Here is a 25,077-nt window from a genome sequence, read left to right as displayed (position 1 = left end):
CGATCGCGCCCCGGGGGGCAGGCCCCGTGCGAGGGGAGGGGTGGGGCCTGCGGAGGCGGGTCCTTGGGGACGCCGCCTTATGTCTTACCAGCGGTGACCACCACGGTTGCGATCGCGATCGCGACGCTCGTAGCGGATGCGGGCTTCCAGGGCATCGAAACGACGATCGAGGTCCTGGCGTTCCCAGCGGCTCAGGCCGTTGCGACGATAGTTCGCCTCAAGCCGGGCCAGCTGGTTGAAGTCGCGGCGCAGGCCCTGGGCCTCACGGCGGGTCAGCTGGCCGTTGCGGATGCCCTGGTCGATGCGGCGGTCCAGCTGGCGCTGGCGCTGGTTGATCGACACCCAGTCGCGCTCGTAGCGGTCATACCGGTCGTGGCGGTCATAGCCGTAACCGGGGGCATAGGCCGGAGCGCGCGTGCCGACGGTGACGCTGAAGCTCTGGGCGGCGGCCGGCAGGGCGACCGAGGTGGCGGCGAGGGCCAGGGCGGGGATGAGAATCTTCTTGATCATGGTCGTATCCTTTCAACACGCGTCGTCCGGGGTGGGGCGACGTTGACCGCAGAAAAGCAGGTCGCGGCTGAGCCCAATCTGAACAGGCCGTTTCAGGTTCGGTTCATGCGGATGAATTCGCCTCCATGACCGTCCGCCCCTCGCGCGCGAGGGGATAAGGGGCGACTTTCACGAGAGGCGGCTGTCGCGACGGTGAAATAAGTCTAGACTGACCGTTCAGCCTCCGTTCAGAGCCCCGGGCCCAAAACCCCTTCCATGACCCGCACCCTGACCCACCGTCTGATGACCTGTGCCGCCACCGGCCTTGTGCTGGGGGTGATGATGCTGGCCGGTTCCGCCATGGCGGCGCCGGTCGGGGATGTGCCCGCCGGGGCCGCAGCCGCAGATCCCGACTGGATCTGGCAGGATCAGGACCCCCGCGGCCGTCAGGATCCGCGCGGACGCGACCGCCAGGACAGCCAACGCGACCAGCGCTCGCGCCGGGTGAGCGAGGCCGAGGCCCAGCGGATTGCCCAGTCGCGGGCGGGCGGCGCGCGTTATGTCGGCTATATGGGCATGCGCGCCGGCCAGCACGTGTTCCGCTTTGAACAGCGCGACGGCCGCGTGATCGACATCGGCGTCGACGCCGAAAGATAAGAGGAATTCCATGCGTGTACTGCTTGTCGAGGATGACGCCGACCTGTCGCGCCAGCTGAAGGCCGCCCTGGGCGATGCCGGCTATGCGGTCGACCACGCGCCCGACGGCGAGGAGGCGCACTTCCTCGGCGACACCGAACCCTATGATGTGATCGTGCTGGACCTGGGCCTGCCCAAGGTCGACGGGGTCTCGGTGCTGGAGCGCTGGCGCCGCGAGGGCAAGACCACGCCGGTGCTGATCCTGACGGCGCGCGGAGCCTGGTCCGACAAGGTGGCCGGGTTCGATGCGGGCGCCGATGACTATCTGACCAAGCCCTTCCACACCGAAGAGCTGCTGGCGCGTCTGCGGGCGCTGCTGCGGCGTTCGGCGGGCATTGCGTCCGCGACCCTGTCCTGCGGTGGGCTGCGGCTGGATCCGCGCGCGGCAAGGGCCAATGTGAACGGCGAGCCGCTGCGCCTGACCAGTCTGGAATACCGGCTGCTGCACTATCTGATGATGCATCAGGGCCGGGTGATCAGCCGCACCGAACTGGTCGAGCACCTGTACGACCAGGACTTTGACCGCGACTCCAACACCATCGAGGTGTTCGTCGGGCGGCTGCGCAAGAAGATCGGCGCCGACCGGATCGAGACGGTGCGCGGGCTGGGCTATCGGCTGACGGCCCTGCCGGGCGAGTCCGAGGCCGCGTGAACTGGCAGGTCTGGGCCGGACGGGCGTTTGGGCGCCCCGGTCGCTCGCTGACCCGGCGTCTGATCTGGCTGGCCTCGGCCTGGATGGCGGTGGCGCTGGTGCTGACGGGCTGGATGCTGACCAGCCAGTATCAGGAATCGGCGCTGCGCCGCATGGGCTATGCCCTGGCGGAAACCATCGACGAGGTGGTGCTGGCCACGACCGTGGTCGGGGGCCAGGTATCGGTCGCCGAAATCCAGGATTCGCGGACGCTGCGCCCCCTGTCGGGCAAGTACTGGGTGGTGGCCGAATTCGACGGGCGGGGCGGGATGCGCATCCTGGAACGCTCGCCGTCGCTGGCGGGCGAGGACCTGCTGATCCCCAGGGACATGCCGGCGCGCCTGGAGCGCGGGCGCACCCTGAGTTACACGGCTATCGGCCCGGTCGACCGGCCGCTCCGGATCGCGGCCAGCGTCAAGGTGCTGCCGGGACGCGAGCGGCCGCTGGTGTTCATGGCAGGCATGGACCGGTCGGACATCGATGCCGATACGCGGGCCTTTGCCACCTTCACCTGGATCGCCCTGCTGATCCTGGGGCTGGGGCTGGTGGCGGCGGTGTTCATGCAGGTGCGGATCGGCCTGCGCCCGCTGTTCCTGCTGAGGAATGAAATCGCGGATGTGAGAAAGGGCCGCTCGGGCCGGATCGAGCGCACCTATCCGCTGGAAATCCAGCCGCTGGCCGAACAGGTCAACCGCCTGCTGGACCACAATACCGAGGTGGTGGAGCGCCAGCGGACCCACGTCGGCAACCTGGCCCATGCGCTGAAGACGCCCTTGTCGGTCATGCTGGCCGAGGCCGAGGGCAGGACCGATCCCCTGGCCGAAGTGGTCACCCGCCAGAGCCGGGTGATGAAGGACCAGGTCGATCACCATCTGCGCCGGGCGCGCGCCGCCGCCCGCGCGCAGGGGCTGGGCGAGCGTACCCCGGTGGCCGAGGTTCTGGACGAGATGGCCGTGATGCTGGAGCGGGTGTTCGCGTCAAAAGGTGTCGAGATCGACTGGCGCGCGCCCGACGACCTGATGTTCCGGGGCGAGCGTCAGGATCTGCAGGAGATCCTCGGCAATCTGATCGAGAACGCCTGCAAATGGGCAAAGCGGCGCGTGCGGGTCAGCGCCGGGGGGACCGGTCTGGGCCAGATGGTGGTGGTGGTCGAGGACGACGGGCCGGGTCTGGCCGAGGACCAGTGGGAAGCGGCGCTCAAGCGCGGCACCCGCATGGACGAGGATGCGCCCGGATCGGGTCTGGGCCTGTCGATCGTCGATGATCTGACCAAGGCCTATAACGGGCGCGTCGCCCTGTCCCGCAGCGAGATGGGCGGGCTGAAGGCTGTGCTGGACCTGCCCGCCGCCGAGGGCTGAGACTGCCTGCAACGCTGAAACAGGGTGGACGGATTATTAACCCTGGCCCGGCCAGTGTGGGGACACGTGCTGTTCGCGTGGAGTGTCCATGGCCGGTCTATCGGTCGCCCATCGTGCCGCCCTGGCGCATCTGATCACCCTGTGCCCGCCGCCCCTGCTGGACGGCCTGCGCCGTGCTGTCGGCAGCTGGCCGGGCGACAAGGCGCGCGAGCTGGGGCGTATGCTGGTCGAGGCGGGCCAGGAACAGAAGCGCCGTGATCTGGCGCTACAGCCGCTCGTTCCGATGTTTCGTCCGCGTCCGGACGGTATCGAGGCCCTGACCTTTCCGGCCTCCGTCCTGCCGCGTCTGTGGGCGGTGGCGCGCGAGAGCGAACTGGACCTGCTGGAACGGCTGGACCGCTATGCGCCGGATGCGCCGGTGGTGGCGGACCGGCTGTGCCTGGCCGCAGCGGCCGCCGTCCGGGATCGCCCCGCGGCCGTCTGGCCCGAGGGGCTGGCTGCCGATCAGCGCGAGGAGGGGCTGGCAATGCTGGCCCGCTGTCTGGATCTGGCGCATCTGGCGCGAAAGGCGCTCAACCATCTGGAGACCTGGCTGGGTCGCCCCGACGGCGACAGTCTGGCCGACCTGCGGCTGGCCATTCGCGATGCCGCCGAAATCCACGAGGACGGGGCACCGCGCCTGATGGACATACTGTTCGCCCATCTGCGCGACGCGGCGCTGGTGCTGCGTCTGGTGACCCAGACCAGCGGCTCGGCGGGGCGTGACGACTTCCTGAGCGGGACGGAAATGGCCGTGTTCATCCAGCGCCTGATCGACGGGATCAGTGTGCGCGCGGACCGTATCGCGGCTTTCCGGCCCGGACCCGACGCCGCCACCGAGGCGGTTGCGCGACTGGAGGACATCAACTGGTGCGCGGTGACCCTCAATGAGCTGGACGTCACCCTGGAGATGCAGCCCGGCAGCGCCTGGGGCCAGAGCGTGCGGGAGGCCCGCACCAAGGTGGCCAAACGCCTGAGCGATACCATCCGCGGGACCAGCCGGGCGGTCGAGGCAGCCCTGCCGATGACCCGTGCGACGCTGGCCGGGCGGATGACCCGCAAGGTGCCGGACCTGACCGTTGATCCGGCCTCGGAGGCGCTGGCCACTGCGGAGGTCCAGGTGCGGATGCTGGGGTCCGTCCATTCGGCGGCGGCCGTGTTCGGGTGTGAGTCTGATCGCAAGCGGCAGGCGGATGCCCTGGTCGGGATGCTGGGCCGCCATGCCGACGAGGCCTTTGACCTGATCCACGGGGGGGAGGTCGAGGACGTGGACCGCGCCCTGGCCCTGATGGACATCGTGGCCCGCTTCCTGACGCACCTTCAGGCGCCCGAGGCGGCCCGGACGGTGCGACGCCGCGCCACTGCGACGATTCACGCCATGCCGCCGTACAGGGCCTCGCCCGAGGCCGCCTGATCGGCTAAACGCCGGGCATGCTGATCTTCTGGACCCTGACGGGACTGGCCTGCGCGCTGGCGGGGCTGCTGATCCTGAGCGCTGCGCGAAGCGGCGGCCGGCAGGGCATGCCCGTGGCGACGGATGCAGTGCGGGGACGTGCCCTGGCCCGCGATCTGGCCGAACTGGACCGGATGGCGGCGCGGGGCGTGCTGGCCGGAGAGGCGCTGGAAACCGCCCGGGCCGAGGTGGCGCGCCGGCATCTGGACCCCGTGGCCGCCGGGCTGGCGGAGCCTCTGGACGACCGGGCCCAGGCCCGCCATGCCAGCTGGGTGCTGGGCGGCGTGGCCGCGGGCGTGCTGGGCGCGCTGGGCCTCTATATCTGGCAAGGCAATCCCGGCGTGCCCGATCAACCCTACGCCCGGCGGGTGGCCGAGTGGGCCGAGACCCCCGGCATGCTGGACGCCCCGCGTCTGGCCGCCGTGATGGGGCGCGAGGCCGAGGCCCGCCCCGACAGTTTCGAGGCCCAGGCGCTGCTGGGCGCGGCCCGGTTCGAGGCCGGAGATTCGATTGGCGCGGCCCAGGCGCTGCGTCGGGCCGCGGCGCTCAAGCCCGGGGACGCCCAGACCTGGGCCCGGCTGGGCGAGGCGCTGGTCCGGACCCAGGACGGCGAGGTCGGCGAGGACGCGGAAATGGCCTTTACCCGGGCCCTGGAGCTGGACCCGAACCAGCTGGGCGCGCGCTATTTCCTCGGCGAACTGGCGCTTGAGCGCGGGGACGCCCCCCGGGTGCATGAGATGTGGGGCCCGCTGATCGCGGCCCTGTCGCCCGCCGATCCGCGCCGTGTGGATCTGGAGTCGCGGCTGCCGGCCCGGCCCGGGGGGGCTGGCTGATGGGCTGGATGCCGAAATCGCCGAAGGCGCGCCGCCGCATGTGGGTGCTGATGGCCGTGGCGCCCGTGCTGGCGCTGGCCGTGGGGTTGAGCCTGTGGGCCATGCAGGACACGGTGACCTTTTTCGTCTCGCCGTCCGAGGCGACGGTCGAGGCTGCGCCGCCCGGCCGGGCCATGCGGCTGGGCGGTCTGGTCGAGGCGGGCAGCGTGGTCCACGAGGACGGCGGCCGGGTGCGCTTTCGCGTGACCGACAATGCCGCCTCGACGCCCGTCGTCTATCAGGGCGACCTGCCCGACCTGTTCAAGGAAGAGCAGGGCGTGGTGGTCGAGGGTGAGTTCCGCGCGGACAGGACCTTTGTCGCCCGGCAGGTGCTGGCCAAGCATGACGAGACCTACATGCCGCGCGAGGTCGCCGAACGGCTGAAGGAACGCGGGGAATGGCGCCCCGAGAGCGGCGAGGCCCAACCGTGATCGTCGAACTGGGGGCCTTTGCCCTTTGCCTCGCCCTGGCGCTCAGCGTGCTGCAGGCCGGTCTGTCGGTTGCCGGACGGATGCGCGCCAGCCCGGTTCTGGCGGGGGCCGGAGAGGGCGCCGCCCTGGCCGCCTGCCTGGCCGTAGTGCTGGCCTTTCTGGTGCTGATCTGGGCCTTCGTCGTTTCGGACTTTTCGGTGTCGAACGTGGCTTCCAACAGCCACACGGACAAGCCGATGCTCTACAAGGTGGCCGGCGCCTGGGGCAGCCACGAGGGCTCGCTGCTGCTGTGGTGTCTGGTGCTGACGGGCTTCGGCGCGATGCTGGCGCGGGCCCGCACGGGGGCCGGGGGGCTGCCGTTCGGGCTCAAGGCCGTGGCCGTGGCTGTGCAGGGCGGACTGGGCGCGCTGTTCCTCGCCTTTGTGCTGTTCACTTCCAGCCCGTTCGGTCGCATGGATCCGGTGCCGGTCGAGGGGGCGTCGCTGAACCCGCTGTTGCAGGACCCGGCGCTCGCCTTCCACCCGCCGCTGCTCTACGGCGGCTATGTCGGCCTGTCGGTGTGTTTCTCGCTGGCGGTCGCGGCCCTGATCGAGGGGCGGCCGGGGGCCGGGTTCTGGCCCGCCTGGGGACGCTGGATCCGGCCGTGGGCGCTGGCCAGCTGGGCCCTGCTGACCGCCGGCATCACGCTGGGCAGTTTCTGGGCCTATTACGAACTGGGCTGGGGCGGCTGGTGGTTCTGGGACCCGGTCGAGAACGCCAGCTTCATGCCCTGGCTGGCCGCTGCGGCCCTGTTACACAGCGCGGTCGTGACCGAGCGGCGCGGGGCACTGATCGGCTGGACGGTATTTCTGGCGCTGGTCGCCTTCACCCTGTCGATGCTGGGCGCCTTCCTGGTGCGGTCAGGCGTGTTGACCAGTGTGCATGCCTTTGCCGTCGACCCCGAGCGGGGACTGATGCTGCTGGGCATCCTTGGCCTGACCGCGGGGGCGGCCTTTGCCCTGTTCGCGCTCCGGGCCGGGCAGCTGACGGGCAAGGCCCTGTTTGCCCCGATCAGCCGCGAGGGCGCACTGGTGCTCAACAATCTGTTCCTGTCGGTGGCGGCCGCAACCGTGCTGGTCGGGACGCTCTATCCGCTGATCCTCGAGGCGGCGGGCGGGGCGACCATCTCGGTCGGCCCTCCCTATTTCGCCGTGACCTTCACCCCGCTGATGGCCGTGGCCCTGCTGATCCTGCCCATGGGACCGCTGCTGGCCTGGAAGCGCGGGGATGCCATCGGAGCCTTGCAGAGACTGGCCTGGGCGGCGGGTCTGTCGTTGGTGTTCGCGGTCGTGATCTGGGCCCTGTTCCAGCCCCGTCAGGCGCTGACCGGAGCCGGTCTGGCGCTGGGGGCGTGGCTGGTGCTGGGGGCGCTGGCCGAGCTGGCCGAGCGGGTGCGCCTGTTCGGCAAGCGGTCGGCGGGTGAGCTGGGACGGCGGGTGCGGGCCCTGCCGCTGGCGGCCTGGGGCATGACGGCGGCCCATGCGGGCCTCGGCCTGTTTGTCCTGGGCGCGGTGGTCGAGACCGGGCTGAAGGTCGAGGCGGCCCGTCCGCTCGAGATCGGCCAGACGGTCGCGGCCGGGCCGTACCAGGCCACTCTGCGGGCGGTCGAGATCGTCGAGGGGCCGAACTATCTGGCCGAGCGCGCCACGCTGGATGTCGAGCCGCTGGGCGGCGGGCGCCCGGAAATGGTGCGGGCCGAGCGACGCTTCTTCCCGGCGGGCGGACAGACCACGACCGAAGTGGGGCTGAGCTTCCACGGTCTGGACGACGTCTATCTGGTACTGGGCGAACGGCGGGCCGGCGAGAGCGGCGGCCGGGCGTGGACGGTGCGCATGAACTGGAATCCCTGGGCGCGGCTGATCTTCCTCGGACCGGCGCTGATGGCGCTGGGCGGGCTGCTGTCGCTGATGGATCGCCGCCTGCGGACCGCGGATGTGGCGCGGCGCCGGAGGAGCGCATGAGGCGCCTGATCCTGACGCTTCTGATGATGGCGGGTCTGTCCGGGGCGGCGTTCGCCCAGGAACCCCCGGCGACGCCGGACCAGCCGCTGGCCCGCCCGGAGCAGGAGGCCCGCGCCCAGGCCCTGTTCAACGAGATCCGCTGCGTGGTCTGTCAGCATGAGTCGATCGCCGACTCGCCTGCGGGCGTAGCCTCGGACATGCGCCGCTGGGTGCGCGACCGGATCGCGGCGGGTGAGAGCGACGCCGAGATCCGCGAGGGACTGGTGGCGCGATACGGCGACTATGTGCTGTTCACGCCGCCGCTGCGGGCCGGGACCCTGGTGCTGTGGGGGCTGCCGCTGGCTCTGGTGCTGGGGGGCGGGGTGGTGCTGGTCTGGATCGGCCGTCGCAGGCCGGTCGCCGAGGGCCCGGCGGAATTGACGGAGTCTGAACGTCTTGCGGTGCAGGACCTTCTCAAGGCTGCAACGTCCGGCCCCGAAGATGACGCAACTTCGCCGCCGAAAACCCAAGGATAGCCGACACCACCTTTCCCTGTTGCGTCGCAGCGATTGGTGATCCGGCCCAAGGCCCTATATCGTCAAGGACATGCCGGTCCCCTTCGGGCGCGGCGCGAGATCGAACAGGAAGCGGACGTTGAAGCGCAAGGAGTTCATCATCGGTGCGGTCGCCGGCCTGCTGGTGGCGGTGATCGCCACGGCGGGCGGGCTGATTCGCTGGCCCGGCATGGAAGGCAGCCTGCTGTCGGTCAACGGACCGATCACGCCGTCCGCCGGTGCGCCCGGTGCCGCCTTCGGTCCGCCGCCCGGCGCCCCGGTCAGCTTCGCCGACATCTTCAACCAGGTGGCGCCCGCAGTGGTGCAGATCGATGTGAGGACCCGCATCGCCCGGCCCTCCACCAACGGGATGCAGATTCCCGGCCTGCCGTTCGACTTCCAGGTGCCCGAGGGCGAGGGAGGAGACGAGGAGGGCGAGACCGCCATGGGTGCGGGCTCGGGCTTCTTCATCTCGCCCGACGGCTACATCGTCACCAACAACCATGTGATCGCCAATGCCGAGGAGATCACCGTCCGGCTGGCCAACAACCGGGTTCTGCCCGCGCGTCTGGTGGGGCGCGACGAGAGCACCGACCTGGCCGTGATCAAGGTCGAGGGCGGCAACTATCCCTATGTCAGCTTCGAGGAATCGGCCGAGCCGCGCGTCGGCGACTGGGTGATCGCGGTCGGCAATCCGTTCGGACTGGGCGGGACGGCCACGGCGGGCATCGTTTCTGCCAAGTCGCGCGACCTGCGCGACGCCTCCAGCAACTATATCGACTACATCCAGATCGACGCGGCCATCAATCGGGGCAATTCCGGCGGTCCGACCTTTGACATCTATGGTCGGGTGATCGGCGTGAACACGGCCATCTTCTCGCCGACCGGCGGGTCGATCGGCATCGGCTTTGCCATTCCGGCCGAGACCGCCAAGGCCATCACCGACCGGCTGATGCGCGGCGAGCAGATCGAGCGCGGCTACCTCGGCGTCCAGATCGCCGATCTGGAACCCTATCGGGAGGCCCTCGGCCTGGATGCGGGCATGCAGGGCGCGATGGTCATAGAGGTGACCCCCGGCGGTCCTGCGGCGCGCGGGGGCCTGCGCCCCGGCGACATCGTGGTTGAGATGAATGAGCTGCCCGTCGTCGATGCGACCGATCTGACCCGCCGGGTCGGCGCGGCGGCGGTCAATGAGACGCTGGAGGTCGTGGTCCTTCGTGGCGAGCGGCGTCTGGTCGCGCGGGTGAAGGCGGCCAGGCGTCCCTCCCTTGAGGAACTGAATGCTCCGGTTCCCCAGCGCCCGGCGGGCGCCCCCAGCGAGGGGGTGCGGATCGGGGCCTTGACCCTGGCCCCCATGTCGCCGGACCTGCGCCGCAAGTACGACATTCCGGCGGGGGTCGATGGACTGGTGATCGTGGCGAACGGCCGGATCGGAGACAGTCCGCTTCGACCCGGCATGGTCGTCATGCAGGCCGGGCTGAAGCCGGCCCGCGCGCTCGCTGACGTCGAGGCGGAACTGGCCCGGGCGCGCGAGGCCGGGCGGGACGAGATCTTCCTGCTGGTCTGGTCGGCGGGCGGCAACGGGGCGCTGCTGATGGACGTCCCGGCGCGGGCGGCGGCGCGACCGCGGACTCCGGCCACAACGCAGTAAGGAAACCGGCCGGGATCGGCTATCATCGAGGACGAATCCCGCAGGGGCGGGAAGGAAGGGAGAGGGCGATGCGCATTCTGGTGGTCGAGGACGACGCCGAAGCGGCGACGGCCATGGTCCGGGGCCTGACCGAGGCCGGCCATGAGGTGGTCCATGCCGTGGACGGTGCCTTTGGCCTGCTCGAGGCCCAGAAGGGTGGCTATGACGTCTATGTGGTCGACCGGATGATGCCGCGCCTCGACGGCGTCGGCATGGTCGAGACGGTGCGCAAGAACGGCGACCAGACGCCTGTGCTGTTCCTGTCGGCCTTGGGCGAGGTCGAGGACCGGGTGACGGGCCTGCAGGCCGGGGCCGACGACTATCTGGTCAAACCCTATGCCTTTGCCGAACTGATCGCGCGGGTCGAGGCCCTGTCGCGCCGTCGCGAGACCGGCTCGGTCGCGACCGTGCTCAAGGTCGGCGATCTGGAGATGAACCTGATCAGCCGCGAGGTGCACCGCGCCGGCCAGGAGATCGACCTGCAGCCGCGCGAGTTCCAGCTGCTGGAGTTCATGATGCGCCACGCCGGCCAGTCGGTGACCCGCACCATGCTGCTGGAGAAGGTCTGGGAGTATCACTTCGACCCCCAGACGAACGTCATCGACGTGCACATCAGCCGCCTGCGCTCCAAGATCGACAAGGGCTTTGACAAGGCCATGCTGCAGACCGTGCGCGGCGCGGGATACCGGCTGGAGGCGTGATGGAATTCTCCCTCCCCTTTATGGGGAGGGATGACGGCGAAGCCGTCAGGGTGGGGAGGCTTCCATGTCAGGAAAGATCGAACGCGCCCGTGAGATGCGAAAGACCCTGTCCCCACCCGAGGCGCGAATGTGGTCCCGACTCAAGGCACTGAGAAAGCAGGGCTTTCATTTTCGCCGACAAGCTCCGTTCAGAGGGTACTTCCTCGATTTCGTGTGCTTCAAGCACCATCTTGTCATTGAAGTTGATGGAGCGGTTCACGGGGATGAGGAGCAGGCGCGCCACGACCGTGTCCGGGATGGAGTGTTAAGGCGCGAGGGCTTCAGGACGCTCCGTTTCGACAACGCCTCCATCCGCGACAATGTTGATGGCGTAATGGACTGTATTCTCGCTCAATTGAATGACTCCCCCACCCTGGTGTCGCTTCGCGCCACCGTCCCTCCCCATAGAGGGGAGGGAGAGAGAACTAGCCTGTGAAGCTCCCCTCCCTCTTCCGGCGGACGCCCTTCCGGCTGACGCTGCTGTTTCTGGCGCTGTTCGCGACGGCGGCGGCGGCAGTGCTGGCGTGGGTCTATGTCGCCTCGGCCAATGAGGCGCGACTGAGGGCCGAGGAGGCGGTGCGCGCCGAAGTCACCACCCTGACCGGCATCTATGATGCGCGGGGCTTTGACGCCCTGAACATGGCGGTCATCGACCGGACGCTGAGCCGCGACAACTTCCTGTACCTGCTGATCGACGCCGAGGGGAACCGGGTGACCGGCAGCCTCAATGTCTCGCCGATCCAGGACTATGAGGGGGGCACCGTCTGGCACACCTTTCCCATGACCGACACTTTGCCCGACGGGCGGGTCGTGCGTCCGCAGTCCCGCGGTGTGCAGATGACCCTGCGCGGCGGCGAACAGTTGTTCGTCGGCCAGTCGCTGGGCGATACAGAAGCCTATCTGGGCCGGCTGACCCAGGCCCTGTGGGGGGCGATGGGGATCGTCGTGCTGCTGGGCCTGATCGGCGGGCTGCTGGTCAGCCGCAATCTGGAGCGGGCCATGGGCCGGCTGAACCGGGTCGTGCTGGCGGTGCAGGGCGGCGATCTGAAGGCGCGGGTGCCGGTGCGCGGATCGGGCGACGAACTGGACGAGCTGGGCCAGGGGCTGAACGGCATGCTGGACCGGCTGGAGGCCTCGATGGCCTCGATCCGCCATGCCGGCGACGCCATCGCCCATGACCTGCGCTCGCCGCTCACCCGCATGCGGGCCAAGTTGGAAGTGGCGCTGATCGACGCCGAGGCCGGCAAGGTCAGCGGCACCGAGGCGCTGGAGCTGGCCCTGTCCGAGGCCGACGATCTGCTCAAGACGTTCAACACCGTGCTGGCCATCGCCCGGCTGCAGGCGGCGGCGGGGTCGGGCAACATCCCCGACGCCAGGCTGTTCGATGCGGCCGACCTGGCCGCCGACCTGGCCGAGCTGTACGAGCCGGCGGGCGAGGACAAGGGGCTGGAGTTCTCGGCCGAGATCGAGCGCGGGCTGAACATCGTCGGCAACCGGCCCTTCCTGACCCAGGCGCTGGCCAATATCATCGACAATGCCATCAAATACACGCCCGAGGGCGGGGCGGTGAAACTGCGGGCGCGCCGGCGGTCGTCGGGTGAGATCGAGTTTTCCGTGACCGACACCGGGCCGGGCGTGCCCGAAGCGGACCGGGGGCGGGTGATCGAGCGCTTCGTGCGTCTGGACAACAGCCGGACCGAGCCGGGGTCGGGACTGGGGCTGGCGCTGGTCGGGGCGGTCATGGAGGCCCATGGCGGGCGCATCCAGCTGGATGAAGGCCCGGGCGTGTTCAACGGCTCCGGCCCCGGCCTGAGGGTCGCGCTGGTTCTGGCCGCGGCGCCGTGACGGCACCGGACGCCCTCGGTCCCCGGATGAGGCCCTGCGGCCCGACGCTGGCCTCGCCGGGGCTTGAGACGCTGAAGGCGCAACTGGCCGAGGCGATGCCCGCGACGCTGCTCGACGCAAGCTGGCCGGCGCTGGAACCCGTGTTTGCCGCCAGCCCCTATCTGGCCTCGCTGGCGCGGCGACGCCCCGGGGCGCTGGAGCAGATGCTGGCCGCCCGGCCCGAGGACACCCTGGCCGGCATTCTGATGCAGACGCGGGCGCTGGACGGCGGGGCCGAGGCGATGAAGCGCCCACTGCGGCAGTTGAAGGCCGACCTTCACCTGCTGACGGCGCTGGCCGATCTGGGCGGGGTCTGGGATCTGGAGGCGGTGACGGCGGCCCTGTCGCGGTTCGCCGATGCGACGGCCGAGGCGGCGCTCCGGGCCGTGGCCCACGACCTGCGCGAGCGGGGCAAGCTGGTCGCCGCGGCCGATCCCGACAACCCGCTGCCGGGCCTGTTCGGCCTCGCCATGGGCAAGCATGGCGCGCTGGAGCTGAACTATTCCAGCGACATCGACATCTCGCTCTTCTACGACCCGGCGACGCTGGCGGGCGCCCTGGCTGAGGGTGTGGAGATGCAGCGCACCGTCGACCGCGCGGCCCAGGCCTTTGCCGCCCTGCTGACCGAGCGGACCGGCGACGGCTATGTGTTTCGCGTCGACCTGCGGCTCCGGCCCGATCCATCCTCGACCCCGCCGGTCGTGGCCGTGCCCATGGCGCTGGATTACTATGAGGGCGTCGGCCAGAACTGGGAGCGCGCAGCCTTCATCAAGGCGCGGGTGGTGCTGGGCGACCGCGCAGCGGGCCGCGATTTCCTTCAGGCGCTGGTGCCGTTCGTCTGGCGCCGTAGCCTCGACTATCAGGCGATCCTCGATGTCCAGTCGATCAAGCGGCAGATCCATGTGCACAAGACGGGCGAGGGGCTGGAGGCGGCGGGCGCCAATCTGAAACTGGGCCGGGGCGGTATCCGCGAGATCGAATTCTATGCCCAGACCCAGCAGCTGATCCTGGGCGGACGCGATCCGGCCCTGCGGCTGCCTGCCACGCTGGCGGCGCTGGCGGCCCTGACCCGGGCCGGGCATGTGCCGGAAGCGACCCGGGCGGCGCTGGACGAGGCCTATGTGCGCCTGCGCGGACTCGAGCATCGGGTGCAGATGCTGGCCGACGAGCAGACCCATGCCCTGCCGGTCGAGGAGGACCGCCGCCGGGCGGTCGCCGCGCTGGCGGGCGAGGCCGATCTGGCCGCCTTCGACGCCGGGGTCGAGGCCCTGCTGACCCGGGTCAATACCCTGTATGGCGAGCTGTTCGAGGGCGAGGAGGCGCTGTCGTCGGACTATGGCAGTCTGGTTTTTACGGGCGTCGAGAACGACCCCGAGACGCTGGCGACGCTGGAGCGGATGGGCTTTGAGGAGCCCGCCCCGGTCTCGGACACCATCCGCAGCTGGCACCACGGACGCATCCCCGCCACCCGCAGTGCGCGCGGGCGCGAACTGTTCACCCGGCTGGCCCCGCGCCTGCTGGAGGCCCTGGCGGCGACCGGCGCGCCCGATCAGGCCTTTCGCCGGTTCGCGGTGTTCTTCTCGGGCCTGTCGGCCGGGGTGCAGATCCAGGCGCTGTTCCTGAACCAGCCGGCGCTGTTTGAACTGGTGGTGCGGGTAATGGCCTGGGCCCCCCGTCTGGCGCGGGCGCTGGGCCGCGATCCTGCGGCGCTGGACAGCATGCTGGACGCGCGCTTCCAGACCCCGCTGGACGCCGACACGGGGGTCGCCGACCAGATGCGGGCTGAAGCTGCGGCGGCCGATGATTTCGAGGCGGCCATGGATGCGGTGCGGCGCCTGCACCGAGACCAGCGGTTTCGCATCGGCCTGCAGACCCTGACGGGGCGGGCCGATGTCGAGGCGGCAGGGCGGGCCTATACGGTGCTGGCCGATGCCTCGATCCAGGCGTTGGCGCAGGCGGCGCTGGACGAGGTGACGCGACAGTCGGGCCGGATCGACGGGGCGGTGGCCGTCGTGGCACTGGGCAAGGCCGGCTCGCGCGAGATGACGGCCGCCTCGGACCTCGACCTGATGACGGTGCATGAGGCGCCGGCCGAGGCCCTGTCCGAGGGGCGGGGCCTGCCGCCCGAGACCTGGTACGGGCGCTTCACCCAGCGGCTGATCGCGGCCCTGTCGGCCCACACCAGCCAGGGGGGGCTCTATGAGGTCGACATGCGGCTGAGGCCCTGGGGCGCCAAGGGGCCGCTGTCGGTCAAGCTGGCCCGGCTGGACAGCTATTACGGGGACGAGGCCGACACCTGGGAGTTCATGGTGCTGACACGGGCGCGGGTGGTCTGGGCCAGCGACCCGGCCTTTGGCGAGCGGGTAGGCGCGGCCATCGAGGCGGTGATCCGCGCCCATGGACGGACGACGGACACGCTGGCCCGCGATGTGCGCACCATGCGCGACCGGATGATGCGCGACCGGTCCCCGGGCGGCTTCTGGGACCTGAAGCGGGTCGCGGGGGGACTGATCGATGCCGAATTCGTCGCCCAGTACCGGCAGCTGAAGGGCGCGCCGGACGGCGGACCGCTGACCGTCTCGACGCTCGGGGGGCTGGCGGACGATCCGGAACTGGCCACGGCATGGAAGAGCCAGCAGGGGCTGGCGCAGATATTCGCCTGTGCCTTCAACGAAATGCCGCGACCGGAGGACGAGCCCGAGGGGCTTCAGGCGCGGGTGGCCCGGGCGGTCGGTCAGGTCGATATGGCCGGGCTGAAGGCGCATCTGGAGGCCCTTCGCAGCGAGGCCCGTGCGCGGTTCGAAGAGGTGCTTCCGCCGGTCGCGACGGAATCCTGAGGGCCGCTCCGTTAGACCGGGTGGACAAGGGGACGTCCGATCTGACGATCAAGGAGCAACACCCATGAAGACTTCCATCTGGATCGGCGGCGTCGCCGCCGTCGCACTGGCCGCCTCGGCCGGTATTGTCGTGGCCCAGCAGGCCCCCGCCCAGGACCCGGTCCGACAGGATCGCGGCATGGCCCGCGCCGACGCCGACGGCGACGGTCGCATCAGCCGCGCCGAATTCACCGCTGGTCGCCTCGACCGCCTGCGCGCTGCCGACGCCAATGGCGACGGCACGGTCACCCGCGAGGAAATGCAGGCCGTCCGCGAGGCCCGCAAGGACGAGCGCGCCGACCGGCACTTCGCCCGACTGGACGCCAATGGCGATGGCAGTGTCTCACGCGCCGAGTTCGACGCGGCGCGTGAAACGCGGGCCGACCGGCGCGAGGAACGTCGGGCCGAACGCGGCGATCGCGGCCCCCGCCGGGCCATGCGGGGCGGTCATCGCGGTCCCCGTATGGGCGGCGAAGGCATGCGGGGCGAGCGTGGCCCGGTGGTGATCGCCGAGGCCGAGGCGCGCATGGCCGAAGGCTTTGCCCGCATGGACGCGAACGGCGACGGCTATGTCACCGCCGAGGAACGTCAGGGCGCCCGCCAGGCGATGCGCGAGCAGCGTCAGGAACGCCGTCAGCAACGGCGCTCGCAAGCGGCGACCGCATCGGAGTAGGGTGGATGACGGGCGAGGCGATCCGCGATCGACGGCCCTCAGTCTTTTGCGAGACAGGACGACCGATTGGCCGCGATCGCCGACCCCGATCAGGAACTGGTGGCCCGGGTGGCCCGGGGCGACCCGGAGGCCATCCAGGCCCTGGTCTCCGCCAAGCTGCCGCGCATGATGGCGCTGGCCGGCCGTCTTCTGGGCGATCCGGTCGAGGCCGAGGACGTGGCGCAGGAGACCCTGCTGAGGGCATGGAAACAGGCGCCGCGCTGGACGCCGGGCAAGGCCAAGTTCGACACCTGGCTGCACCGGGTGGCGCTGAACCTCTGTTACGACCGGCTGCGGCGGCGGCGAGAGGTGGCCACGGACGCCGTGCCCGAGCAGGTGGACGACAGCCCGGGGCCCGATCGCGGGCTGATGGCGCAGGATGTGGGCCGGCGCGTCGAGGCGGCGCTGATGGCCCTGCCCGAGCGCCAGCGCGAGGCGATCGTGCTGTGTCACTATCAGGAGCTCGGCAATATCGAGGCCGCCGGGTTGATGGGGGTCAGCGTCGAGGCGCTGGAGAGTTTGCTGTCGCGCGGGCGGCGGGCGCTGAGAGCAGCGCTGGCCGATCTGGGTCCGGCGGCTGAAGGAGAGAGACGATGAAGGCTGAACGCTTTCACAGCATCGTGGACGCCTATGGCGTCGATCCCGCCCGCTGGCCCGAGGCCGAGCGCGAGGCTGCCCGGGCGTATGCCCGCACGCCAGAGGGGCAGGCGGTGCTGGACGGGGCGCGGGCGCTGGATCTGGCTCTGGCCGGCCATGTGGCCCCCCTGCCGGACGCGGCGGCCTTTGCCCGGGCGCTGAAGGCGGCGGAGGCCGCACGGGCCCCCGCGGGCGGCAGGCCGCGCTTCCGCCTGCCGGTCTGGCGCATGGACCGGTTCCGGCTGGCGTCGGGTGCCGGCCTGATGGCGGCGGCCTGTGCCGGTGTGGTGTTCGGCGTCACCCTGACGGACCATCTGACCGCCGATGTGCAGGCGGATGCGGTGCTGTATCAGGCGACCCTGAACGGTCTGGATGACACGGAGGTGCTGGGATGACCGCCCGCGCAATGAAGATCGGCCTGATTGTCCTGGCCGTGATCAATGTCTTTGCCCTGGCGGCGGTTGCCACCATGGCGGTGTCGCTGAACCGGATCGAGAACCGGGTAGAGGAGCAGCGCCGGCCCGGCCGGGGTGATCGCGGCCCTTGGGAGGCGATGGCCGCCCTCTCGCCCGAGACACGCGACCGGGTGAAGACGACGCTGCGCGAGTCGGCGCTTGCGGCACGGCCCGACTTCGAGGAGGCGCGCACGGCCCGCAAGGCGGCGCTGAGCCGCGCGCTGGAAACCCCCTATGACGGCGCCGCGGTGCGCGCCCTGCTGGCCAGCTCGCGCGAGGCAGAAATGCGCGGGCGCTCCCGGATCGAGGACGACACCACGGCCCTGCTGGACACGCTGACGGTCGAGGAGCGGGCGGCGGTGGCGCCCCTGCTGTCGCGCCACGGACCGCGCGGTCGGGGAGGCCGGGACGGGCGGCGGGGCGACCGCGACGACCGTCCTCCGGCAAACTAGGGCTCAGGCGGCCTGACGGTCGTCTTCCTGCCCGCCCTGGCCGGCCTCGGCGGGCGGCACCAGCGGCAGGGTGAAGGCCACGGTGGTGCCCTGACCCGGTTCGCTTTCGATCCACATCTGGCCGCCGTGCAGCTCGATCAGCGACTTGGTCAGGGCCAGGCCCAGCCCCGTGCCTTGGGTGGTCTTGGAGTGCTGGCCCTCGACCTGTTCAAACGGCCGGGCCAGTCGCGCGACGTCCTCGGCGGCGATGCCGATGCCGGTATCGGTGACGGCGATCTGAATCATCCCCGCCTCGGCCGGCTGGGCCTGGACGGTGATCTCGCCGCCCTCGGGGGTGAACTTCACCGCATTGGAGATCAGGTTCAGCATGACCTGCTTCAGGCCCCGGTGATCGGCCTGGAGCTCCGGCAAGGTGTCGGGCGCATCGACCTTGAGGCGCAGGCCCGCCTCGTCCACCTTGCCGCGCATCAGCCGGGCGGCATCCTCGCAGATGTCGTGCACCGAGACGGCCTCGTAATAGAGGGTCATCTTGCCCGACTCGATCTTGGCCATGTCGAGGATGTCGTTGATCAGGCTGAGCAGATGCTGGCCCGACTTGAGGATATCGGCGGCATAGCCCTTGTAGCGCGGGTCGCCGAGCGGGCCGAACATCTCGGCGGTCATGATCTCCGAGAAGCCGTTGATGGCGTTGAGCGGCGTGCGCAGCTCGTGACTCATATTGGCGAGGAATTCGGACTTGGCCTGGTTGGCGGCTTCGGCCCGGGTCATGGCAACCTCGTATTTGCGGGCCAGCTGGCTGAGTTTCTCCTGGCTGGACTCCAGCTTCTCGACCATGGCGCGGAGCGAGTCGGCGGCGCGCTGGCGCTCGGCTTCCTGACGCTTGATCGCCGTGATGTCGGCGGCGGTGACGACGGTGCCGCTGTCGGTGGTGTAGCGCTCGACCAGCTGCAGCCAGCGGCCGTCGTTCAACTCGACTTCGCGGGCGCCGCTGCGTCCGCCGGCGGCGGGGTGTTCGGCGCGGATGGCGAGGGCCGCGATCCGGTTGAGGTCATCCTTCTTCGCGCCCTTGCGCACCAGCCCCGGCTCAAAATCGAAGGTGTCGATGAAGGCCTGGTTCCAGAGGGTCAGCCGGTCGTTGCGGTCGAACAGGACGAAGGCGTCGGAGACGCTCTCGATGCCGTCGCGCAGGCGACCTTCGGCGGCCTGGGCCTGGGCCTTGGCGCGACGCTCCTCGGTGATGTCGAGCGCGACGCCGAGGATGGCCGTAAAGCCGGTTTCGGCGCGCCCGCCCCGCGACTGGCCACGGGCGTCGATCCAGCGGGGCCGGCCGTTCGCATCGGGCACCGGGAAGCTGGCCTCGAAGGTGCCGAAGGTCTCGGCCTGACGCAGGGCATGATGGAGAGCCTCACGGAACTCGGGGTGGACGCGTTCCATGAAGGTCTCGGCCGGGATGATCCCCGCGCCCTCGACCCCCATCAACACCGCCATATAGTCCGACAGGATCACTTCCTGGCGCTCGAGATCCCATTCCCAGACGCCGCAGCGCGCGCCTTCGACGGCGATCCGGAAGCGACGCTCGGTCTCGGCCCATTCGCGTCCGGCGCGGGCCGAGCGGGCCTGCTGCAGCAGGACGGCCAGCAGCACCAGAACGCCGACCAGAAGGGGCGCCATCAACACCCAGGCATCGTCCAGCAGGGCCGTGGCGCCCACCGCGTCCGGGCGGGCGCCGATCACCATGATGCCGATATCGCCGACGGGCACGGCCACGCGGCGGAAGCTGGGGCCGTCCTCTGGCAGGACGCCGTGCAGGGCGCCGTCCGTCTCGGGCGCCGGGCCGTCCAGCCCCATCCAGGTCGCGGTCTGTTCCGTGGATGCCGAGGCCGCCCCGATCACCTTCCGGCCGACGCGAAGACCCAGGATTCCATTCTCGGGCGCCACCGCTGCCGGGGGCAGGGCGATGCGCACGACGGCCTGACGGCCGTCGGCGGTGGTACGACGGATCAAGAGGGTGCGCCCCTCGCTGTCCGCGACCGGCGGGCCCGCGAGGTCCGGCAAGGGGCGGAAGGCGGCAATGGGGGCCCCGCGCGCCACCTCGATCTGTCCCGAGGCGTCGAGGAAGGCGACCGGGAGGTCGGCGGGCAGGTCCCGCGAGGGGCCGGCGAGGGCCAGTTCGGCGGTGCGGATGCGCAGCAGGGTGTCGGTGGCCAGACGCCCCGCCTCGGCGACCATGGCCTGATCGCGGAGCTGGTCGGATTCGCGGACGGGCTGGGCCATTTCCCGCCCGAACAGCAGGACATAGCTGGCAACGCCCAGCGCGACGGCCAGGATCACCACCCGCACCCACGCGGGTGAGGCGCGACCCCGGTCGCTCTTGCGGCGCCCCGTGGGGTTTATGCGTCGCTCGCTGGCGCGCAAAGCGTCTTCTCCCGGCCCGAACTGTCGTCGAGAGCGGAATCTAAGCTGCGTCGCGTTCCGGTGTCGAGGCTCGGAATACCGGTGTCAGGCCGCGTGTGTCGCGCGGGACTCGGTTGCGGTGTCCGGCAGGGGGCGAGCCCGACCGGAAATGGGCGTGGTGACCTGTTCGGTGGTGGGCGCGCTGCCGGGAACTTCGGTCACTTCACGGGTCAGTTCGCGCGCCCGTTCGGCCAGCCGCCGCATTTCGGGCGGCGCATCCTCGGGCAGCTCGGAGACGGACTCGACCAGAGCCATGGCGAGGGCGAACAGGCGCGGCGCGGTGGCGATCAGACGGGCCTGATATTCGATGCGCTCGGGATCACGGTCATATTCGGCGCCCGGCACGCGCCAGCCGCCCCAGTCCTGCGGATCGGTGACCACGACGGGATAGGTGCCGGGGAAGGGGTGGTGGGGACAGTCCTCCGCCGTCTGCCACTTGTTGCGGGCGCGCAGCATCCGCCAGCTGGAAGCGGCTTCGTCGGCGATCGTGTCGGTGACGGCCGGGGCCAGTTCCTGGGCCATGAATTCGCGGCCGAGGCCGACGTCATAGGTGACGCGCACCGGCTCGTCGAAGCCCTTGGCCCAGACGGGCTGAACCTGTTCGATGCGGGCCCAGACGCCCACGCATTCGACCCAGACCCTTTGTCCCTTCTGGAACTGTGCACGCGCCATTGAACCCTCCTTCGGTGGCTCCACTGTAGGTAGCGCCTGTTAGCGACGGGTTGGGAAACGCGGTGAAGCAAGGGTGAAGACGACGGGAAAACGGGCTAAGCGGTCCGCCATTGCGATGAGAGGCTCAGCATGACGACGGCGGCACACGACCTTGGCGATACCCTGAAGCGGCTGGGCGTCAGCCCGGCCTGGCAGGACGGGGGCATGGCCACGCGCTCGCCGGTCGACGGCACGTCGGCGGGCCGGCTGGCCGGTGCGGCGGCCGGGGAGGTGGAGGCGGCGGTGGGGCGGGCCTGCGCGGCGTTTGACGCGTGGCGGCGGGTGCCGGCGCCGCGCCGGGGCGAGCTGGTGCGGCTGCTGGGTGAGGAGTTGCGCGTCGCCAAGGACGATCTGGCCCGGCTGGTGACGCTGGAAGCGGGCAAGATCACCTCGGAGGGCCTCGGCGAGGTCCAGGAGATGATCGACGTGTGCGACTTTGCCGTCGGCCTGTCTCGCCAGCTGTACGGCCTGACCCTGCCCAGCGAACGCCCCGGCCATCACATGCGCGAGACCTGGCAGCCGCTGGGGCCGGTCGCGGTGATCACGGCCTTCAACTTTCCGGTGGCGGTCTGGGCGTGGAATGCGGCGCTGGCGCTGGTGTGCGGCGATCCGGTGATCTGGAAGCCGTCGGACAAGACCTCGCTGGTGGCGCTGGCGGTGCAGGCGGTGTTCGAGCGGGCGGTGGCCCGCTTTGGCGCGGATGCGCCCGAGGGCCTCAATCAGGTGCTGGTCGGCGGGGCCGAGGTGGGTCAGGCCCTGGCCCGTGACCCGCGTATTCCGCTGGTGTCGGCCACCGGCTCGACCCGGATGGGCAAGGCCGTGGCGGTCGATGTGGCCGGGCGGCTGGGGCGGTCGCTGCTGGAACTGGGCGGCAACAACGCCATGATCGTGGCGCCGGGCGCCGATCTGGATCTGGCGGTGCGGGCCATCGCCTTTTCTGCGGTCGGCACCTGCGGGCAGCGGTGCACCAGCCTGCGACGCCTGCTGGTTCATGAGGATCTGGCCGACGGACTGATCGCGCGGCTGAAGGTCGCCTATGAGACCCTGCCGGTCGGTGATCCGCGGGACGACGGCACCCTGATCGGCCCGCTGATCGACGAGGCCTCGGCCGAAGCGATGGCGGCGGCCCTGACACAGGCGGTGGCCGAGGGCGGCGAGGTCGTCACCGGCGGTCAGCGACTGGACCGGGACGGGGCCTATGTGCGGCCTGCGATCGTTCGCATGCCGGAACAGAGCGCCATCGTCCGGCACGAGACCTTCGCGCCCATCCTCTATGTGATGACCTGGCGGGAGCTGGATCAGGCGATCGCTATGCAAAATGCGGTGCCGCAGGGCCTGTCCAGCTGCATCTTCACCGACAGTGTCCGCCAGGCCGAGACCTTCCTGTCGGCCTGGGGTTCTGACTGCGGCATCGCCAACGTGAACATCGGCCCGTCGGGCGCCGAGATCGGCGGGGCCTTTGGCGGCGAGAAAGACACCGGCGGCGGTCGCGAGAGCGGCTCGGATGCGTGGAAGGCCTATATGCGGCGCCAGACCCAGACGGTGAATTTCTCGACCGCCCTGCCGCTGGCGCAGGGCGTCAGGTTCGACGTGTAGCGGACAGAGTCGGCACGGTGGTCGGCTGACGGCCCTTGCGCCAGCTGCGGTACAGGGCGCGCACGATCAGGAAGCCGATCAGTACCACGACCGGGATCAGGATCGGCATCAGGAAGGCGACCAGCACGGTCCCGATGCTGAGAATGTCGTCGACGACGCTGAGCACGGGATTTGCCGCCCCCGCTGTCGACAGGGTCGAGGCCGCCCGCGTGCCGCCCTGGGCCGCGCCGAAGGCCAGGGCCGTGGGCGCACCGACGATGATGCCGGCGATGGCGGCGGCCGTCGGGTCCAGACCGGCGAACATGGAGCCCGCTACAATGGCCCCGGCCACCGGCCGTGCGATCAGGCCCACGGCATGCAGGGCATTGTCGAGCACCGGGACCTTGTCGGACACCACCTCGATGACCGTGGCGAGGCCGAGGGCGGCGATGGCGGTGTTGGAGGTCATCCAGACCATGCCGTCATTCAACTCGATGCCGAACAGCTGGAACCGCGCCGCCAGCGCCGCCATGAACAGGGGCACGAAGATGCGCAGGCCCGAGGCGGCCGCGAGGCCCACCGCCAGCAGCACCGGCAGCACCCAGGTCTCGAGGATGCCGGTCGCCGGCAGGCTCTGCAGAATGTCAGCCGTCATGAGAAGTCCTCCACCCGATCCTGACGGACCAACGTTCGGCAGGCCCGTCGGCTCCCCGGAGCGACGTCAGGGCTGGCGGACCGGACCCAGGTCGGATGCGGAGCGGGCCAGGTTGACGAATTCGGCGCGCTGACCCCAGGGATCGTCGCCCCGCGCTCCCTGGGCCAGGTCGATGACATCGTCCCAGCCATAATCGACCGCCAGCCAGGGGTCGCCGCGCAGCAACTGGGCGGCACCGGCGACGGCCACGGCCCAGCGGACCTCGGTGCCGGGGCGGGAGTCCTGACCGGTGACCGGATGCTGAATCAGTTGCGAGGTGTCATTGCCCGGGGGCTTGAACCGCACCTGGACAAAGGCCCATTCGCCCGAAGGGTTACCGGTCAAGGCGGTGGTCTGCGCGTAGCGGCGATCCGGCAACTGGCTGAGTCCGCCGACGGGGGTGATCTCGTAGAGGGCGACGACGGTGGCGCCAGACCCGACCTCGCCCGCGTCGATCCGGTCGTTCGAGAAATCCGCCTCGGACAGCAGGCGAGTCTCATAGCCGATCAGCCGGTATTCGCTCACAGTGGCGGGGTTGAACTCGACCTGGATCTTGACGTCATCGGCGATGGGGAAGGCACCCCGGTCGAAGGCCGGGCCGAACAGGCGGCGGGCCTCGTCCAGATCATCGACATAGGCGGCGGTGCCGTTGCCGGCCTGGGCGATGGCCTGCATGCGGGCGTCCTGATAGTTGCCGCGCCCGAAGCCGTAGACCGACAGATAGATGCCCGTTTCGCGCTTTTCGGCGACATAGTCCTCCAGCCGCTTGTCTTCGGTCACGCCGACGTTGAAGTCGCCGTCGGTGAACATCAGGATGCGGTTGACCTTGCCCTCGCCAAAGGCGGCCTCGGCCTGGTCATAGGCATTGACCATCCCGGCGGCCCCGGCGGTCGATCCGCCTGCGGACAGCGAGGCCACCGCGCAGCGCAGCTTCAGTTTCTCGGTCCCGGGCGTCGGCCCGACCAGGATGCGCGCGCCCGAGGCATAGGTGGTGACGGCAAGGGAATCCTGCGGTCGCAGCCGGTCGATGATCAGGTTCATGGAGCGCTGGGCCAGCCCCAGCTTGTCCGGACTCTGCATCGAGCCCGACACATCGACCATGAAGGTCAGGTTGAGCGGCAGCCGCTGGCGGGGCGGCAGCTCGTAGCCCTTGAGCGCCACATGCATCACCTTGCGCCCCGGGCTCCAGGGCGAGTCGATCACGGCGGTGCTAACCGCAAAAGGCTCCTCCCGCGAGGTGGGACCGGTCAGGTCATAGTCGAAATAGTTGACCATCTCCTCGACCCGGACAGCGTCGCGCGGCGGCCGCTGCCCGTCGCGGAGAAAGCGCCGGACATTGGAATAGGAGGCCGTGTCGACGTCGATCGAGAAGGTCGAGACGGGCTCATCTGCGGTGCGCTTGACCGGATTGGGCGTGGCGTCGGGGTAGCGCTCCGTGGACGGCGGAGTGACCGCCGGGCCCGGGGTCACGATCGAGGGGGCGGCTGATCCTGGCCGACGCTCGACCCGCGACCCGCTGACGACGATCTCGTCGGCAGCAGCCTGCCGTCCCGTAGGCCGGCCGTCGACCACAAGTTCGCCGCTGGGGGTCTGGGCGACGACTGCGGGGCGGGCCGGTGGTGGTGGCGGCGGCGGC

Annotated in this window: 23 protein-coding genes; 18 read left to right on the top strand and 5 right to left on the bottom strand. The window is 70.3% G+C overall.

The window, feature by feature from the left end; translation table 11 throughout:
• Positions 1-84: 84 nt before the first annotated feature.
• The gene (locus tag J7346_RS13805) at positions 85-510 is read right to left on the bottom strand and encodes a hypothetical protein (RefSeq protein ID WP_245157895.1); all 426 of its coding nucleotides are present in this window, start codon (positions 508-510) and stop codon (positions 85-87) included.
• A gap of 255 nt (positions 511-765) precedes the next feature.
• Here J7346_RS13805 and J7346_RS13800 point away from each other — a divergent pair, with 255 nt between their 5' ends.
• The 17 genes from J7346_RS13800 to J7346_RS13720 all read left to right on the top strand — a co-directional run bounded on the left by J7346_RS13800 (position 766) and on the right by J7346_RS13720 (position 18,007).
• Positions 766-1,146 carry a hypothetical protein gene (locus J7346_RS13800; protein WP_209120550.1) on the top strand — a complete coding sequence of 127 codons (381 nt, stop codon included), beginning with the start codon at positions 766-768 and terminating at the stop codon, positions 1,144-1,146.
• 10 nt (positions 1,147-1,156) lie between these two features.
• Positions 1,157-1,837 (top strand): response regulator transcription factor, encoded by a 681-nt coding sequence (locus tag J7346_RS13795; RefSeq protein ID WP_209120549.1) that lies wholly within the window; start codon positions 1,157-1,159, stop codon positions 1,835-1,837.
• Positions 1,834-3,234, top strand: a complete 1,401-nt coding sequence (locus tag J7346_RS13790; RefSeq protein ID WP_348521516.1) for a sensor histidine kinase — start codon at positions 1,834-1,836, stop codon at positions 3,232-3,234. Before J7346_RS13795 ends, J7346_RS13790 begins: the two co-directional genes overlap by 4 nt.
• An 88-nt stretch (positions 3,235-3,322) precedes the next feature.
• Positions 3,323-4,687, top strand: coding sequence for a hypothetical protein (locus J7346_RS13785; RefSeq protein ID WP_209120548.1), 1,365 nt, complete (start codon positions 3,323-3,325; stop codon positions 4,685-4,687).
• A 17-nt stretch (positions 4,688-4,704) separates the two neighbouring features.
• Positions 4,705-5,559 (top strand): c-type cytochrome biogenesis protein CcmI, encoded by an 855-nt coding sequence (gene ccmI / locus J7346_RS13780; protein ID WP_209120547.1) that lies wholly within the window; start codon positions 4,705-4,707, stop codon positions 5,557-5,559.
• Positions 5,559-6,029: a cytochrome c maturation protein CcmE gene (gene ccmE / locus J7346_RS13775; protein ID WP_209120546.1), complete on the top strand. Its 471-nt coding sequence runs from the start codon at positions 5,559-5,561 to the stop codon at positions 6,027-6,029. The genes ccmI and ccmE overlap by 1 nt, the downstream gene beginning before the upstream one ends.
• Complete coding sequence (locus J7346_RS13770) at positions 6,026-8,029, top strand: heme lyase CcmF/NrfE family subunit (RefSeq protein ID WP_209120545.1); 2,004 nt, start codon at positions 6,026-6,028, stop codon at positions 8,027-8,029. The genes ccmE and J7346_RS13770 overlap by 4 nt, the downstream gene beginning before the upstream one ends.
• Complete coding sequence (locus J7346_RS13765; RefSeq protein ID WP_209120544.1) at positions 8,026-8,544, top strand: cytochrome c-type biogenesis protein; 519 nt, start codon at positions 8,026-8,028, stop codon at positions 8,542-8,544. The genes J7346_RS13770 and J7346_RS13765 overlap by 4 nt, the downstream gene beginning before the upstream one ends.
• A 118-nt stretch (positions 8,545-8,662) precedes the next feature.
• Entirely contained in the window at positions 8,663-10,213 is a 1,551-nt protein-coding gene (locus J7346_RS13760) for a trypsin-like peptidase domain-containing protein (protein WP_245157893.1), read from the top strand.
• Positions 10,214-10,281: 68 nt separating this feature from the next.
• Complete coding sequence (locus tag J7346_RS13755) at positions 10,282-10,953, top strand: response regulator transcription factor (protein WP_209120542.1); 672 nt, start codon at positions 10,282-10,284, stop codon at positions 10,951-10,953.
• A 64-nt stretch (positions 10,954-11,017) separates the two neighbouring features.
• On the top strand, positions 11,018-11,428 hold the full coding sequence (locus J7346_RS13750; RefSeq protein WP_209120541.1) for an endonuclease domain-containing protein: 411 nt from the start codon (positions 11,018-11,020) through the stop codon (positions 11,426-11,428).
• Positions 11,425-12,837, top strand: coding sequence for a HAMP domain-containing sensor histidine kinase (locus tag J7346_RS13745; protein WP_209120540.1), 1,413 nt, complete (start codon positions 11,425-11,427; stop codon positions 12,835-12,837). The genes J7346_RS13750 and J7346_RS13745 overlap by 4 nt, the downstream gene beginning before the upstream one ends.
• Positions 12,838-12,863: 26 nt before the next feature.
• The gene (locus J7346_RS13740; protein WP_209120539.1) at positions 12,864-15,713 is read left to right on the top strand and encodes a bifunctional [glutamine synthetase] adenylyltransferase/[glutamine synthetase]-adenylyl-L-tyrosine phosphorylase; all 2,850 of its coding nucleotides are present in this window, start codon (positions 12,864-12,866) and stop codon (positions 15,711-15,713) included.
• Between the two features lie 64 nt (positions 15,714-15,777).
• Positions 15,778-16,425, top strand: a complete 648-nt coding sequence (locus J7346_RS13735) for an EF-hand domain-containing protein (protein ID WP_209120538.1) — start codon at positions 15,778-15,780, stop codon at positions 16,423-16,425.
• A 27-nt stretch (positions 16,426-16,452) separates the two neighbouring features.
• Entirely contained in the window at positions 16,453-17,061 is a 609-nt protein-coding gene (locus tag J7346_RS13730; protein ID WP_209120551.1) for an RNA polymerase sigma factor, read from the top strand.
• Entirely contained in the window at positions 17,058-17,495 is a 438-nt protein-coding gene (locus tag J7346_RS13725; protein WP_209120537.1) for a hypothetical protein, read from the top strand. The genes J7346_RS13730 and J7346_RS13725 overlap by 4 nt, the downstream gene beginning before the upstream one ends.
• Positions 17,492-18,007, top strand: coding sequence for a periplasmic heavy metal sensor (locus J7346_RS13720; RefSeq protein WP_209120536.1), 516 nt, complete (start codon positions 17,492-17,494; stop codon positions 18,005-18,007). The genes J7346_RS13725 and J7346_RS13720 overlap by 4 nt, the downstream gene beginning before the upstream one ends.
• A gap of 3 nt (positions 18,008-18,010) precedes the next feature.
• On the opposite strand, the gene J7346_RS13715 is transcribed toward J7346_RS13720, so the two are convergent.
• Positions 18,011-20,338 carry an ATP-binding protein gene (locus J7346_RS13715; RefSeq protein WP_348521515.1) on the bottom strand — a complete coding sequence of 776 codons (2,328 nt, stop codon included), beginning with the start codon at positions 20,336-20,338 and terminating at the stop codon, positions 18,011-18,013.
• Positions 20,339-20,506: 168 nt separating this feature from the next.
• The gene (locus J7346_RS13710) at positions 20,507-21,133 is read right to left on the bottom strand and encodes a hypothetical protein (RefSeq protein ID WP_245157891.1); all 627 of its coding nucleotides are present in this window, start codon (positions 21,131-21,133) and stop codon (positions 20,507-20,509) included.
• Between the two features lie 129 nt (positions 21,134-21,262).
• Between J7346_RS13710 and J7346_RS13705 the strand changes: the two genes are divergently transcribed.
• The gene (locus J7346_RS13705; RefSeq protein ID WP_209120534.1) at positions 21,263-22,768 is read left to right on the top strand and encodes an aldehyde dehydrogenase family protein; all 1,506 of its coding nucleotides are present in this window, start codon (positions 21,263-21,265) and stop codon (positions 22,766-22,768) included.
• Here J7346_RS13705 and J7346_RS13700 read toward each other — a convergent pair.
• Both J7346_RS13700 and J7346_RS13695 read right to left on the bottom strand, forming a co-directional pair.
• Complete coding sequence (locus J7346_RS13700; RefSeq protein ID WP_209120533.1) at positions 22,752-23,402, bottom strand: DUF4126 domain-containing protein; 651 nt, start codon at positions 23,400-23,402, stop codon at positions 22,752-22,754. The two genes, J7346_RS13705 and J7346_RS13700, sit on opposite strands and share 17 nt — an antisense overlap.
• Before the next feature lie 66 nt (positions 23,403-23,468).
• A partial coding sequence (locus tag J7346_RS13695) for a von Willebrand factor type A domain-containing protein (protein ID WP_209120532.1) occupies positions 23,469-25,077 on the bottom strand: 1,609 nt, incomplete at its 5' end.

Source organism: Brevundimonas sp. A19_0, assembly GCF_017744255.1.
Lineage (GTDB): Bacteria > Pseudomonadota > Alphaproteobacteria > Caulobacterales > Caulobacteraceae > Brevundimonas.
Note: the sequence above shows the minus strand (reverse complement) of the source record. Positions and strands in the feature narration are given on the sequence as shown.